12 protein-coding genes are annotated in these 13,748 nt (G+C 67.5%); 10 read left to right on the forward strand and 2 right to left on the reverse strand.

The window, feature by feature from the left end; translation table 11 throughout:
• Positions 1-73 precede the first annotated feature (73 nt).
• Both aprA and aprB read right to left on the reverse strand, forming a co-directional pair.
• Entirely contained in the window at positions 74-2,071 is a 1,998-nt protein-coding gene (gene aprA, locus V6B97_RS02290) for an adenylyl-sulfate reductase subunit alpha (protein ID WP_333504868.1), read from the reverse strand.
• Positions 2,072-2,113: 42 nt separating this feature from the next.
• Positions 2,114-2,617 carry an adenylyl-sulfate reductase subunit beta gene (aprB, locus tag V6B97_RS02295; protein WP_333504870.1) on the reverse strand — a complete coding sequence of 168 codons (504 nt, stop codon included), beginning with the start codon at positions 2,615-2,617 and terminating at the stop codon, positions 2,114-2,116.
• Positions 2,618-3,481: 864 nt separating this feature from the next.
• Between aprB and V6B97_RS02300 the strand changes: the two genes are divergently transcribed.
• The 10 genes from V6B97_RS02300 to V6B97_RS02345 all read left to right on the forward strand — a co-directional run bounded on the left by V6B97_RS02300 (position 3,482) and on the right by V6B97_RS02345 (position 13,709).
• On the forward strand, positions 3,482-5,317 hold the full coding sequence (locus tag V6B97_RS02300) for a chorismate mutase (RefSeq protein WP_333504871.1): 1,836 nt from the start codon (positions 3,482-3,484) through the stop codon (positions 5,315-5,317).
• Positions 5,307-5,540 carry a hypothetical protein gene (locus V6B97_RS02305; protein WP_333504872.1) on the forward strand — a complete coding sequence of 78 codons (234 nt, stop codon included), beginning with the start codon at positions 5,307-5,309 and terminating at the stop codon, positions 5,538-5,540. Before V6B97_RS02300 ends, V6B97_RS02305 begins: the two co-directional genes overlap by 11 nt.
• Before the next feature lie 118 nt (positions 5,541-5,658).
• Complete coding sequence (locus V6B97_RS02310) at positions 5,659-6,843, forward strand: pyridoxal phosphate-dependent aminotransferase (RefSeq protein WP_333504873.1); 1,185 nt, start codon at positions 5,659-5,661, stop codon at positions 6,841-6,843.
• Between the two features lie 1,027 nt (positions 6,844-7,870).
• Positions 7,871-9,418, forward strand: coding sequence for a signal recognition particle protein (ffh, locus tag V6B97_RS02315; RefSeq protein ID WP_333504874.1), 1,548 nt, complete (start codon positions 7,871-7,873; stop codon positions 9,416-9,418).
• An 88-nt stretch (positions 9,419-9,506) separates the two neighbouring features.
• A complete protein-coding gene (rpsP, locus tag V6B97_RS02320) occupies positions 9,507-9,746 on the forward strand; it encodes a 30S ribosomal protein S16 (RefSeq protein WP_333504875.1) in 240 nt (79 codons plus the stop codon).
• An 84-nt stretch (positions 9,747-9,830) separates the two neighbouring features.
• Entirely contained in the window at positions 9,831-10,064 is a 234-nt protein-coding gene (locus V6B97_RS02325) for a KH domain-containing protein (RefSeq protein WP_333504876.1), read from the forward strand.
• Positions 10,065-10,288: 224 nt separating this feature from the next.
• Positions 10,289-10,951 carry a ribosome maturation factor RimM gene (gene rimM / locus V6B97_RS02330; RefSeq protein ID WP_333504877.1) on the forward strand — a complete coding sequence of 221 codons (663 nt, stop codon included), beginning with the start codon at positions 10,289-10,291 and terminating at the stop codon, positions 10,949-10,951.
• Between the two features lie 15 nt (positions 10,952-10,966).
• Entirely contained in the window at positions 10,967-12,271 is a 1,305-nt protein-coding gene (gene trmD, locus V6B97_RS02335) for a tRNA (guanosine(37)-N1)-methyltransferase TrmD (protein WP_333504878.1), read from the forward strand.
• Positions 12,272-12,326: 55 nt separating this feature from the next.
• Positions 12,327-12,674 carry a 50S ribosomal protein L19 gene (gene rplS / locus V6B97_RS02340; RefSeq protein ID WP_333504879.1) on the forward strand — a complete coding sequence of 116 codons (348 nt, stop codon included), beginning with the start codon at positions 12,327-12,329 and terminating at the stop codon, positions 12,672-12,674.
• Positions 12,675-12,926: 252 nt separating this feature from the next.
• Positions 12,927-13,709: a ribonuclease HII gene (locus tag V6B97_RS02345; protein ID WP_442935456.1), complete on the forward strand. Its 783-nt coding sequence runs from the start codon at positions 12,927-12,929 to the stop codon at positions 13,707-13,709.
• The last annotated feature ends 39 nt before the right edge of the window (positions 13,710-13,748 follow it).

Consider the following 13,748-nt stretch of genomic DNA (forward strand, 5'->3'; position numbering starts at 1 on the left):
CCCCGGCTTAGGCCGTCCGGGTGAAAGGAGAAAGGGGCGGTTGCGGCTTGCCGCAACCGCCCCTGAAGCTCACCTATTCGGTGGGAATGATCTGGTAGTAGGGCTTCTTGAAGATCTTCGTTTCGCCCTTCTTCGGATCATGCTTGGAGTTCACGAAGCACTTCCACTTGGAGTCGTCGAGGCCCATGAAGTCGGCACGGTAGTAGAAGCCGGGGTAACGGGACTCTTCACGGAAGCGGATGTGCTGCATGTGCAGGCGCACGGTCCACAGACGGTGGTAGTTTTCCCAGCAGCGCAGCAGTTCGTGCAGGTCGCGAGCGGCCAGCTTGAGGGAGTCTTCTTCCAGCATGTCCATGAGCGCGAAGCCGGTGTCCAGCGCCGCAGCGGAGGTGGTGTAGTAGGTACCCACGCCACCGCCGTATTCGTCGGTGCACTTCACGAGGCGCATCATGAAGTTCTTGGGGCTGATGTAGGTCGGGTTCACCACCGGGTCGGTGGAGGCGTCCTTGCCGGCCAGGTAGTTGAAGTACGGACGGTAGATGAGCTGCTTCAGCTCTTCGGCCGTTTCCTTGATGGCGGGCTTGAAGTCCTTGTGGTCGATGCACCAGCGGACCATCTGCTTGCCGCAGATACGGCCTTCGGCGTGCGAACCGGAGGAGAACTTGTGGCCGGAAGCGCCCACGCCGTCGGCGCAGGTCCACAGGCCCATGACGGTGGTCATGCGGTTGTAGACCTTGCCGTTGTCCGCGCGCACCTTGTAGTCTTCGGGCACCCAGGGCTCGTCCGGACCGGACACCCAGATGCCGCAGCAGCCGGAGTGCGAGCCGAGCAGGTAGGGTTCGGTGGGCATGATTTCCGAGCCGCGTTCTTCGGGCTGGATGTTCATGCAGGCCCACAGGTTGGCCTGACCCACGCACATGTCGAGGAAGTCTTCCCAGGCTTCGGACTCGAGGTGCTTCTGCTGTTCGGGGGTCATGGTGGCGAAGGTGGTCTGCAGGGCGGTCTTGGTGTCCATGTAGATGGGACCGCGACCTTCGCGCATTTCGCGAAGCATCATGTGGTTACGCAGGCAGGTCGGGATGACGTGGCCCTTGGCGTAGCCGCGATCTTCGTAGGGCTTCAGCATCGCGCGGTTGGTGGCGCAGTAGTCTTCACCCTTGTAGTTGGTGGCCTTCGCCTTGAACAGCAGGAACCACGCGCCCACCGGGCCGTAACCGTCCTTGAAGCGGGCGGGCACGAAGCGGTTTTCCATCATGGTCATTTCGGCGCCGACCTGGGCACACATGGTGTAGGTCGAACCGGCGTTCCACACGGGGTACCAGGCGCGGCCCATGCCTTCACCGGTGGAGCGGGGCTTGTACACGTTCACCGCGCCGCCGCAGGCAACCATCATCGCGTTGGCGCGGAAGATGTGCACTTCGTTGGCGCGCAGGTTGAAGCCCACGGCGCCGGCGATGCGGTTCTCGGTGTTGGCGTCGAGCAGCAGCTTCACGATGAAGATGCGTTCCATGATGCGGGCTTCGCCAAGGGCGTTCTTGGCCGCTTCGGCCACGATGCACTTGTACGATTCGCCGTTGATCATGATCTGCCAGCGGCCGGAGCGCACGGGCTCGTCGCCGTTGCGCAGCGACTTGCCGGCGGCCTTGGCCTGGCCACCGTCGAGGTTGTGGCCGTGTTCGTCCTTGATCCAGCAGGGCAGGCCCCACTCTTCGAACAGGTGCACGGAGTCGTCGACGTGACGGCCAAGGTCGAAGATGAGGTCTTCGCGCACGAGGCCCATCAGGTCGGTGCGGACCATGCGCACGTAGTCGTCGGCGGCGTTCTTGCCGAGGTACGTGTTGATGGCCGACAGGCCCTGCGCCACGGCGCCGGAGCGCTCGAGGGTGGCCTTGTCCAGCAGCATGATCTTCAGGTCGGGAGCGTACTTGTCGGCCCAGCGAACGACTTCGAACGCGGTGCCGCAGGCGCCCATACCACCGCCGACGATGAGGATGTCGACGTCATGTTCCTTCACGATGGGATCGGCGATGGCCACACCCTTCGGCTGTTCCTTAACGGGAATCATCGGCATAGCTAAATCTCCTTATCGCAATGACTTGCGGTGGGTTCCGGACTAGCGGTTGCCGCCTTCGCAACCGGTTTCATACCAGCACTGGCTCAGATCGGCGTCGCTGATCGCGGCCTTCTCGCCCAGGGCGACCTTGGGAGCGATGAGGGCGGTCTCGGTGAACAGCAGTTCGTTTTCGAGGTCGCCGGCTTCGGGCTTGCCGTCGAAGGGCTTGATGGAGCCTTCAGGGGTGGTACGAATGGGGAACTTGAAGCGCTTCACATTCCCGTTGCGGAACTTGACGGTCCACATGATGGAGTCGGCCGAGCGCATGGGGATGCAGGTGCCGCCCATGGGCGCGAAGTCGGCGTAGGGGCGGGCCGTGATGGCGCCCTGGGGGCAGATCTTCACGCAGGAGTAGCATTCCCAGCAGGCTTCGGGCTCCTGGTTGTAGGCCTTCATGGCCTCGGGGTCGAGGATCATGAGGTCGTTGGGGCAGATGTACATGCAAGCGGTCTTTTCGCCACCCTTGCAGCCGTCACACTTGGACGGGTCAACATAAGTCGGCATACCTTATCCTCCAACTCAGCGAATTAAGGGGTTATACCTTGTCAGCCTCAACCCATGCGGATCCCACCATCATGTCGATGGAGGCTGAAAAAGCAGGTTCGGGAGCCTGCCTTTTCGGACTGCATCGCCGCCTGGCGGCCTGATCGTGTTGCTTGTGACCGATTTAACAATGTGGCCCGATAGTGTCAAGCAACTTGTTCAAACCCTTCACAAGGATACGCCATGACACTGTTTTTTCGGGATTTATTCGACTTTTTCGCCACGTTGCCGCCACCCGTGGGGGCCCGGCCCACCGCACTGCCCCTTGCGGTGTATCGTGAAGCAGGCAGAGTTTCAAGACCGTCCGCCGCCGATTCCCGGCCTTTTATCCATTTTTTCACGAAAGACCGTTCGGAACGGGTTTCCCGCGATGGAGGATCGAGTCGATTCCGAACCGGAATTCCCGGCTATGACTGTTCAAACAAGCAGTTGCACGTCGTCGCGACACCAAGGCGACGGGCTTGTGACGGTATGCGCATGCCGCCGAAACGTCACGCGGGCGCGGCCCATCGCCGCATGATGTTGGAGGGACGAACCCGCACCATTCATGCAACCATGCTAAATAACAAGCATCCTCGCCGAAACTGCATCCCGGCCGAGCATGTGCGCTCTGTCTCAAGCAGGTGACGCCCCGCTCGCGGCCGCGCGCGGGCACGTTCCCCCGGCCAGGCCGCCCCTCCCGTTGACACACCGCTGCCGCTCCACGCCGCACAGACGGCCACGGTCGCCGCTTCCCCAGGGGCATCCACGGGCCTTGCCACTTGCCGAAGAACACGTTTCGGGCTAGGTGGTACGCCACATCACCATCCCAACACAGGTTCCCCCATGCACGACACCAACGATTCCCCGTCCGGCCATCCGGAACGGGATGCCGCGTCCCAGCCGGAGCGCTTCGAACGGCCTGAACGGTCCGAGCATTCCGCCCGTCCCGACAGGCCCGCCCGCTCGCCCCGCCCCGGCCAGGGCCGCCCCTCTTCCGGCCAGTCGCTGGTCGAATCCATCATGGAGCTCGACCGGGACATCATCCGCCTGCTGGCCAAGCGCGCCCGCCTCTTCCAGAAGGTGCGCGGCAGCCGCCGTCCCGGCGTGTCCTCCGCCCCCGCGCGCGACACCGTGGCCGAAAAGCAGCTGCGCGAGGCGTGGGAAAGCGCCGCCGCGCGCGTCAGCCGCGACCCGCGCTTCGTGCGCCAGTTGTTCGCCCTGTTGCAGGAAGTGGAAATCCAGGAGCGCAGCCCCGAAGGCGAGGTGCGCCCCAGCTTCAACCTGGCTCCGCCGCGCCGTCCGGTCTCCATCAATATATATGGACCGCTGGCGGCCCGCCCCACCCGGCTGTGGGTGGCGCTGGCCGCCGCCGCCGGTGCCGAGGCTGCCATTGAGGGGGCCATGCTGGGCGACCACCTGATCGACGCCGTGAAGGCGCTGAACCAGGCGGGCGCCCACCTGTCGTGGGAAGGCGACGCCATCGTGCGCAGCAAGGGCGGCGACGCCCTGGACTTCACCGACAAGGTCATCTACGCGGGCGACGATTCCCTGAATTTCCACCTGCTGGCCGCGCTGTCCCTTGGCGCCGTCGGCAAGGTCAAGTTCACCGGCGGACCGGCCCTGAAGATGGCCGACACCACCGCCCTGCGCCAGTTCCTGCCGCAGCTCGGCGCGCGCCTGGCCCCCGTGGTGCCCAAGTCGTCCGGCCTGCCGGTGCGCCTGGAATGTTCCGGCGTGCTGCCCGACGAGGTGCGCATCCCGGCCGAACTGCCCGCCGACGCGCTGACCGCGCTGCTGCTGGCCGCCCCGTTCTGGAACGCCGCCATCACCCTGCACTGCGCCGGCCATCCGGACGCTGCCGCCTGCATCGCCGAGGTGCTGCCCCTGCTCAAGGCCTGCAAGGCCGATGTGGCCATGCTGGGCGAAACCGGCGAGGCCGCCCTGTCGGTGCGCATCGCCCCCACGGCCAGACTGCGCGTGCCCAAGGCCCCGGCCATGGGCATCGACCCGCTGGTGGCCGCCGTGATGCTGGCCATGCCCGCCTTCACCGGCGGCGAAGCCCGGCTTTCCGGCGCCTGGGACGCCGCCCAGCCCCATGCCGCGCAGGTGCTGGACCTGCTGCGGGGCGCGGGGCTGGTGGTCACCGCCGACGCCAAGGGCGTGGCCGCCAGGCCCGCCATGAAGCCCTCGGTGCAGGCCGCGCCCGCGCCCACGGCCCCGCTGGACGCCTCCGCCCTGCCTCTCGACTACGCCCCGCTGGCGCTGGCCCTGGCCGCCGCCACGGCCCGCGCGGCCAAGGTGGACGTGGTGCCCGCGCCGCTCCTGCCCGAAGGGGTGGACGGAGTGACGGCGGAGAGCTTTGCCGGACAGCTGGGCTTCGCCCTGGCGACCGAGGCCGGCCAGCCGGTGCTGCGCGCCGTGGTGGCCGCCGGTTCCAAGGCCCCCGCCAACGGTTCACCCTGGGCCAGCCCCACGGCGGCCTGGACGTTCGCCCTGGCGCTGGGCGCGCTGCTGCGCCCCGGCCTGCACCTGTCCAACCCCGGCAACGTGACCGAGCTGATGCCGGGCTTCTGGGCGCTGTACAACGGCCTGCCCTCGCCCGAGAACGCCCCGCGCAAGCCCAAGGAGCAGAAGGATGACGGCGCCAAGCCCGCTCGACGACGCATCATTGCCGAATAGCATCCCCGAGTTGGAGGCCCAGATGGCCCTGCTCGAGGAGGAACGCCGCGCCTGCGAGGCCAACGTGCGCCGCCTGTGCGAGGCCGAGCGCCCCGACGAGGGCATCTGCTTCGCGCAGGAAATCCACGAGGCGCGCCAGCGCAAGCTGCAACTGGAAGTGCAGAAGGAGTTGCGGCGGGTGCGCATCAACCGCCTGCGCCTGGACGCCAATTCCATGTTCTAGTTCATGACCCGCCGGGGGAGGCGACGCACCGCGCGTCGCCTCCCCCGCGCCGTTCGCGGTCCGCCGCCAGCTTCGCGCCGGACCGCCCGCAGCACCGATCAACCGCCGAGGTCACAGCATGTCGCTCATCTCCCAGCAGATTTCCGGGTACCTTGAACGTTCGTCGTGGATCCGCAAGATGTTCGAGGCGGGCATCGCCCTCAAGCAGCAGTACGGCGAGGAAGCCGTGTGCGACTTCAGCCTGGGCAACCCCGACCTGCCCGCCCCGCCCGCCGTGGCCCAGGCCCTGCGCGAACTGGCCGACCACGCGGGCGAGCCCTTTGCCTTCGGCTACATGCCCAACGGCGGCTATCCGTGGGCGCGGGCGAAGCTGGCCGCGCATCTTTCGCGGGAGCAGGGTGTGGACCTGACCACCGACGACGTGGTGCTCACCTGCGGCGCGGCGGGCGGGCTGAACGCCTTCCTGCGCGCGGTGCTGGAACCCGGCGACGAAGTGCTGGCCGTGTCCCCGTTCTTCGTGGAGTACGGCTTCTACGTGGCCAACCACGGCGGCGTCTTCCGCACCGTGCCCTCGAAGCCCGACACCTTCGCGCTGGACGTGGCCGCCATCGAGGCCGCCATCGGCCCAAAAACGCGCGCGCTCATCGTCAACTCGCCCAACAACCCCACCGGGGTCATCTACAACCGGGCGGAACTGACCGAACTGGCGGCGGCGCTGGGCCGCGCCTCCGCAAGGCACGGGCGGCCCATCTTCCTCATCTCGGACGAGCCGTACCGCTTCCTGTCCTACGACGGCGACGAGGTGCCCTCGCTGCTGCCCCTGTACCCGCACGCGGTGGTGGTCAGTTCGTTCTCCAAGAACCTTTCGCTGGCGGGTGAACGGCTGGGCTACATCGCCCTGTCCCCGCTGATGGAAGGCCGGGGCACGCTGACGGCGGCGCTGCTGCTGACCAACCGCATCCTCGGCTTCGTGAACCCGCCCGCCGTGGGCCAGCACCTGATGGCCAAGGCGCTGGGCTCGCAGGTGGACGCGGGCATCTACGCCCGACGCCGCGACCTCATGGCGCGCATCCTGCGCGACGCGGGGTACGAATTCCAGATGCCCGCCGGGGCGTTCTACTTCTTCCCCAAGGCGCCGGGCGGCGACGACGTAAAGTTCGTCAACCGGCTGATGGAAGAAAAGGTGCTGGCCGTGCCCGGCTCCGGCTTCGGCGGACCGGGGCATTTCCGGCTGACCTTCTGCGTGGGCGAGGATGTGATCGCGCGGTCGGAGGAAGGGTTTAGAAGGGCCATTAGGGGCTGACGCCGGAAAGATTGGGATAAGAGCAAGGCAAGAGAGGTCGTGCGCTGCTGCACCCGGCTTCTACGAAGACACTCCTGCCTCATCGTTCACGCCCGATTTCGTTATGTCTCCGACGGGCAAGGGGCCGCAGAGCGGCGGCCCCTTGCATCCCCGCGCTCCAGGGGGGCTTCGCCTCCCCTGGACCCCCAGCGATTCCTGCACCGCATTCCTTTCGCCGCCAGCTTCCCTGCGGCGCTGGCGCGCCTCGGGCGATCTGGCGGCGGGAATGCGATGTGCGCGCAACTCCCGCAGCCACACCCACACTCGGAAGCCTTTCCCCACGCCCTCGTTGCGACGCATGTGCCGCCGTCAAAGCCCGGCGTCACACGCTTCCACGCACGACACGTCCGCCGTTGTCCAACCAGCGCGCACGCCGGACAACAGCTGATTCCGCATCCGCCCCAAACCTCTGGCGCGTAACAATCGCTCCCAATTACTTGCGCACCGCAAACCAACCGTGGGTAAAGCCCCCCTTTGCCCAAGGCTGCGAGAGATTCGCGCACATCGCATTCCGCCGGGCAGATCACCCGAAGGCGCCTTGGCCGAGGGAAGCTGCCCGGCAGGGAATGCGGTGCAGGATGCCTGCGGATAAAGGCACCCAAGCCTCGCCAGGCCAACGGGAGCCTTGCGCGCATTGGCGTTCCCGGCGGCAGATCGCCCGCAGGCGCCCTGCGCCGCAGGGAAGCTGCCGCCGAAGGAACGCCGCGCATGAAACGCCGGGGGGTTCAGGGGGCAGCGCCCCCTGAAGCGCGGGGATGCAAGGGGCCATCGCTTAATGGCCCCTTGCCCGCCGGAGGCATAACGAAGCCAAACGCATTCAACAGGGCTAGCATGTCTTCGTAGAAGCCGCCTCCAACCGCGCACTACCCCAAACGAACATCACTTTCTCCCTCCCCATCCCCTCCCTTCCCTCCCCCCCCATCCTTGACTTCCCCCCCAAACCCATGTACCGAACCTCCTCTTACGATATTCGCCGGACGGGGTATTCATGTTCGATAGTCTCTCGGACAGGCTGACAGGAGTTTTCCGGAAATTCAGCGGCACGGGCCGCCTCGACGAAGCCAACATCCAGGATGGCCTTCGCGAGGTGCGTCTGGCGCTGCTGGAAGCCGACGTCAACTTCAAGGTCGTCCGCGACTTCATCGAGCGCGTGCGCGAGCGCTGCCTCGGCCAGGACGTGCTGAAAAGCCTCACCCCCGCCCAGCAGGTGGTGAAGATCGTCCACGACGAACTGGTCGAACTGCTGGGCGGCGGCGCCACCCAGCTCGACCTGCGCGGCAAACAGCCCTACGTCATCATGATGGTGGGTCTGCAAGGCTCGGGCAAGACGACCTCGTCGGCCAAGCTCGCCAACCTGCTGCGCAAGCAGAAGATGCGCCCGTACCTGGCGCCCGCCGACGTGTACCGCCCGGCGGCCATCGACCAGTTGCACACGCTGGCCAAGCAGCTCGACATCCCGGCCTACCCCTCGGCCACCGGCATGAACCCGGTGGACATCGCCGTGGCCGCCGTGGAAGACGCGCGCGAAAAGCAGTACAACGTGGTCATCGTGGACACCGCGGGCCGCCTGCACATCGACGAAACCCTGATGCAGGAACTGGTCTCCATCAAGGGCCGCGTCGAGCCGCAGGAAATCCTGTTCGTGGCCGACGCCATGACCGGCCAGGACGCGGTGACGGTTGCCGAATCGTTCAACGCCGCGCTGGACATTTCCGGCGTGGTGCTCACCAAGATGGACGGCGACGCCCGCGGCGGCGCGGCCCTGTCCATCCGCTCGGTCACCGGCAAGCCGGTGAAGTTCGTGGGCATGGGCGAGAAGCTCTCGGACATCGAGGTCTTCCACCCCGACCGCGTGGCGGGCCGCATTCTCGGCATGGGCGACATGATGACGCTCATCGAGAAGGCGCAGTCCACCATCAAGGCCGAAGAGGCCGAGGAACTGGGCCGCAAGTTCCAGAAGGCGGAGTTCGACCTGGAGGACTTCCGCACCCAGATGCGCCGGCTGAAGAAGCTCGGCTCGCTGGAAGGCATCCTGAAGCTGATTCCCGGCATGGGCGCGCTGCGCGAAAAGCTGGGCGAGATGAACGTGCCGGAAAAGGAGATGGGCCGGGTGGAGGCCATCATCAATTCCATGACCATGCAGGAACGCCGCAACCCCAAGGTGCTGAACGGCAGCCGCCGCCAGCGCATCGCCAGGGGTTCCGGCACCACCGTGCAGGACGTGAATCAGCTGATCAAGAATTTCGAGCAGATGCGCGACATGATGAAAAAGGTCATGGGCGGGGGCAAGCCCGCGCAGGCCGGAAAGATGCCGCGCATGCCCAGGCTGCCCGGAATGGGCGGCATGGGCGGGCTTGGAGCGATGGGCGGCATGGGCGGCCTTGGCGGGCTCGGCGGTATGCCGGGAATGCCGGGCATGCCCGGTGCGGGTGACGGCGAAGCCGCGCCCGGCGGTCCCAACCCCATGTCCAGGACCGCGCTCAAGAAGAAGAAGCAACTGCGCAAGCAGCAACGCAACAAGAGCAAGAAGCGCTGAGGACGAAAAGGCGCGGTGTGGGAATTCTCGCCCACTTGCGCTTTTCCCGAGATACCATACTATACACAGACTAGTTGGAGACCAAGCCATGTCCGTGAAGCTGAGACTCGCCCGCATGGGCAACAAGAAGCGTGCCTTCTACCGGATCGTCGCCGTCAACAGCGCCGCGCGCCGCGACGGCCGTCCGCTGGAATTCCTGGGCTTCTACAACCCCATGGTGAACCCTGCCGAAGTGAAGATCGACACCGCAAAGGTGCAGAAGTGGCTGGACCAGGGCGCCGAGCCCACCGACACCGTCCGCGCCCTGCTCAAGCAGCAGGCCGGGTAGTGCGGCGCCGGCTTGCCCGGAATCCCGTCGCGGAGGCGCCTCGCCGGAAGCTGTAATCCTGCGGAACATCCTGTGGAGGTGGCCATGCTGAAGGAACTGGTCGAATACATCGCGAAATCCCTCGTCGACAAGCCGGAAGACGTGCATGTGACGGAGGTCGAGGGCGAACAGACGTCCGTTCTCGAACTGAAGGTAGCGAAGGAAGACCTCGGCAAGGTCATCGGCAAGCAGGGCCGCACGGCGCGCGCCATGCGCACCATTCTGGGAGCGGCTTCCACCAAGGCGCGCAAGCGTTCCGTGCTCGAAATCCTCGAGTAGCCGACGCGCCCCTCCTGGTACGCCAGGACACGCCACGGCCCGCCAAGGCGTGCCACGGTGGGCCAGCACGCGACAGCAGCCATCGAAACGACTAGCCCGGACGCGCAAGCCGAAGGGCTCTTGTCGCTTGGGCGGCCGGGCACGCGCAGTCAGGGGCGAGGCCCCACGGCACCCCGCCCCCCGCACCCTACGGCCATCACCCTCAATCCACGCATCGGGCGCACATGAGCGACGACTCCTTCATCGAAATCGGCCTCGTCGGCAGGCCGCACGGCCTGCGCGGCGAGGTGGGCGTGGACTTCTGGGCCGATTCGCCCGACCTCTTGCGCGGCACCCTGTGGCTGCGCCCCGGACGCGGCGCGCCCCGCTCCATGACGGTGGCGGCGGTGCGGCGACATCAGGGCCGCCCGCTGGTGCTGTTCGAGGGCATCGCCGACCGCAGCGCGGCGGAAACCCTGCGCGGCATGCGCGTGCTGGTGCCCAGGGACCGCCTGCCGGAACTGGACGAGGACGAGGTGTACCTGCACGAACTGCTGGGCCTGCGCGTGCTGCTGCACGACACGGGCGAGGCGCTGGGCATCCTCGACGACGTGCAGATGCCCGGCGGGCAGGAGGTGTGGTCCATCCGCACCGCCGACGGCAAGGAAGTGCTGCTCCCCGCCGTGGACGAGTTCGTGGCGTCCATCGACCTCGACGCGCGCGAGGTGCGCATCACCCCGCCACCGGGGCTCATCGAGCTGTATCTCGAAGCTCCGGACAAGTCCGGGGCCGGCAAGTCCGCCGCCCGCGCATCCGATGCCGACAACGTCGGGCGGAATGGGGCCGGACGGAACGGGGCCGGGGAACCGGCAGGGACCGGAAAACAGACAGGAACGGGCGGCGCATAGCGCCAGGCAGCCGCCATGCACTTCACCCTCGTCACCCTGTTCCCGGAATTCTTCGACTCGCCCCTGTCCGCCGGGCTCATGGCCAAGGCGCGCGAGTCGGGCACCGTGGACTTTTCCTTCCGCAACCCGCGCGACGCCACCACCGACCGCCACCGCACCGTGGATGACCGCCCCTACGGCGGCGGCCCCGGCATGGTCATGCTGCCCGAACCGCTGGCCGCCACCCTGCGCGCCCTGCGTGACCGACATGACGGGGCTCCCACGGGCCGCATCCTGATGATGGCCCCGCGCGGCCGCCGCTTCACCCAGCAAATGGCCCGCGAACTGGCCCGCGAAGAGCGCGTGACCATCCTGTGCGGCCGCTACGAGGGGTTCGACGCGCGCATCGAGGAATTGTTCGACATCGAACCGGTGTGCGTGGGTGACTTCGTGCTCAACGGCGGCGAGGCGGCGGCGCTGAACGTCATCGAGGCCGTGGCGCGCCTCGTCCCCGGCTTCATGGGCAAGGAGGAGTCGGGAGAGGACGAGAGCTTTTCCGACGGCTTGCTGGAATACCCCCACTACACCCGGCCGGAGGTGTTCGAGGGGCTGCCCGTGCCCGAGGTGCTGCGCTCCGGCGATCACGGCCGCATCGCCGCGTGGCGGCGCGAGCAGTCGCTGGCGGCCACCCTGCGCCTGCGTCCGGAACTGCTGCCCGAGGCCCCGCTGACCGAAACCGACATGGCCTTCCTGCGGCGCGAAGCCGCCGAAACCGTGGAACGGCCCGGCCGCAACCTGCATTGCGCGCTGGTGCACTACCCGGTGCTGAACAAGGAAAAAAAATCGGTGGCCGTGTCTTTGACAAACCTCGACATTCACGATATAGGCCGCTGTTCCTGCACGTATGGTCTCGGCGGGTATTACATCGTGACCCCCATCGAAGACCAGCGGCGACTGCTCGACGGCATCCTCCGGCACTGGACGGAGGGCCCGGGTCTTGCGGCGAACCCCGACCGGGGCGAGGCGCTGGGGCTGGTGCGCGGCGCCGATACGGTGCAGGAAGCGGTGGACGACATCACCCGCCGCACGGGCCAGCGCCCCCTGGTGATCGCCACCAGCGCGCGCGGCGCGGGCGACACGACCGTCGGTCAGGTGCGGTCCATCCTCGCGGAACGTCCGGTGCTGCTGCTGTTCGGCACCGGGCACGGCCTCTCGCCGCACCTCGTGGCGGCGTGCGACGGCACCATGCGGCCCGTCCGGTGGATGGACGGGTACAACCACCTTTCGGTGCGCACCGCCGCCGCCATCATCATGGACAGGATTCTCGGCGACTGCTATTAGGCGAAACCGGCGAGACCACGATAGCGAAAAACTCCGGTCCAAGGGAGACACGATCATGAATATCATCAAGAAAATCGAAGGCGAACACCTGCGCTTCGACCTGCCCCAGTTCAAGTCCGGCGACACCGTGAAGGTGCACCTGCGCATCGTGGAAGGCGAAAAGGAACGCATCCAGGTGTTCCAGGGCAACGTCATCCGCATCCACCGCGGCACCACCGGCGGCACCTTCACCGTGCGCAAGGTGTCCGACGGCGTGGGCGTGGAACGCGTGTTCCCCCTGCACTCTCCCTTCATCGACCACGTCGAGCTGGTGACCGAAGGCCGCGTGCGCCGCAGCCGCCTGTACTACCTGCGCGAACTCAAGGGCAAGGCCGCCCGCATCAAGCCCAAGAACCGCTTCTAGGCCAGACTGCTTCATGCAAGGGGGGTCCGGCACGCCGGTCCCCCCTTTTTTCGTTGGCGCGACACGCATCCCCGCCTTGATGATGCGCCGCGTCCACCCCGCCGGACCCCACCCTGCTCCGGCCGCGCATCCGCCCCCGTTTCGGCCCGCTCCACCTGTCCCCCATCCGCAGGAGGCCGCATGTCACCGCCAGCCCGCCGCGCCAGCGCACCCCGCGCGCGTTCCCCGCACGATGGGCACGGCGCGCACGGCATGCTCCAGGGCCTGCTGGCGGACATGGCCCCCACCCACCCCGCCACGCCCTACATCGGTATCGACGAAGCGGGACGCGGCTGCCTTGCCGGGCCGGTGGTGGCCGCCGCCGTCATCCTGCCCCCCCACGCCGACGCGGCCGCCCTGACCGCCCTGCTGCCCGGCCTTGCCGGGCTGACCGACTCCAAGAAGCTCACCGCCGCCAAACGCGAAGCCCTGGCCCCGCGCATCCGCCAGCATGCCGTGGCCTGGGGCCTGGGCGTGGTCTGGCCGCGCGACATCGAGCGCATCAACATATTGCAGGCCACCTTCCACGCCATGTGGCGAGCCGTGCGCGCCCTGCGCCCCGGCCATGCGGACCGGGACGGCGCAAGCCCATGCGGCTTCGACCCAGCGGCCCTGCCCGGCCTGTCCGGTATCCCGTTGATCATCGACGGCGACAAGACCATCCCGGACGCCGTGTTCGCGGGGCAACCGCCCTGCCCGGCCCGTCCCGCGCCCAACGTCGCCGTCCGCCCCGCGCCGACGCAGCGCGCCGTGGTGGGGGGCGATGCGCTGGTCCCGGCCGTGTCCGCCGCGTCCATCCTGGCCAAGACCTTCCGCGACCGGCTCATGACCGCCCTGGACCGCCGCCACCCCGGCTACGGCCTTGCCGTGCACAAGGGCTACGGCACGGCGGAGCACATGGCGGCCATCGCCGAACGGGGCCCCTGCCCGCAGCACCGGGCCACCTTTCGCGGGGTGCGGCCGGATACCCCGCAAACCCAGGGGTCGCTGCTGTGAGCCCGCGCCGCGCCGCGCCCCCGGCCACACCATCCGCCA

The sequence above is a fragment of the Nitratidesulfovibrio sp. 1201_IL3209 genome (assembly GCF_036763125.1).
In the GTDB taxonomy this organism is placed as follows: Bacteria; Desulfobacterota; Desulfovibrionia; order Desulfovibrionales; family Desulfovibrionaceae; genus Cupidesulfovibrio.

What these genes read in the sequence shown, in the direction of transcription:
- aprA (WP_333504868.1), bottom strand. Translation starts at nt 2,071, where the DNA reads ATGCCGATGATTCCCGTTAAGGAACAGCCGAAGGGTGTGGCCATCGCC.
- aprB (WP_333504870.1), bottom strand. Translation starts at nt 2,617, where the DNA reads ATGCCGACTTATGTTGACCCGTCCAAGTGTGACGGCTGCAAGGGTGGC.
- V6B97_RS02300 (WP_333504871.1), top strand. Translation starts at nt 3,482, where the DNA reads ATGCACGACACCAACGATTCCCCGTCCGGCCATCCGGAACGGGATGCC.
- V6B97_RS02310 (WP_333504873.1), top strand. Translation starts at nt 5,659, where the DNA reads ATGTCGCTCATCTCCCAGCAGATTTCCGGGTACCTTGAACGTTCGTCG.
- ffh (WP_333504874.1), top strand. Translation starts at nt 7,871, where the DNA reads ATGTTCGATAGTCTCTCGGACAGGCTGACAGGAGTTTTCCGGAAATTC.
- rpsP (WP_333504875.1), top strand. Translation starts at nt 9,507, where the DNA reads ATGTCCGTGAAGCTGAGACTCGCCCGCATGGGCAACAAGAAGCGTGCC.
- V6B97_RS02325 (WP_333504876.1), top strand. Translation starts at nt 9,831, where the DNA reads ATGCTGAAGGAACTGGTCGAATACATCGCGAAATCCCTCGTCGACAAG.
- rimM (WP_333504877.1), top strand. Translation starts at nt 10,289, where the DNA reads ATGAGCGACGACTCCTTCATCGAAATCGGCCTCGTCGGCAGGCCGCAC.
- trmD (WP_333504878.1), top strand. Translation starts at nt 10,967, where the DNA reads ATGCACTTCACCCTCGTCACCCTGTTCCCGGAATTCTTCGACTCGCCC.
- rplS (WP_333504879.1), top strand. Translation starts at nt 12,327, where the DNA reads ATGAATATCATCAAGAAAATCGAAGGCGAACACCTGCGCTTCGACCTG.
- V6B97_RS02345 (WP_442935456.1), top strand. Translation starts at nt 12,927, where the DNA reads ATGCTCCAGGGCCTGCTGGCGGACATGGCCCCCACCCACCCCGCCACG.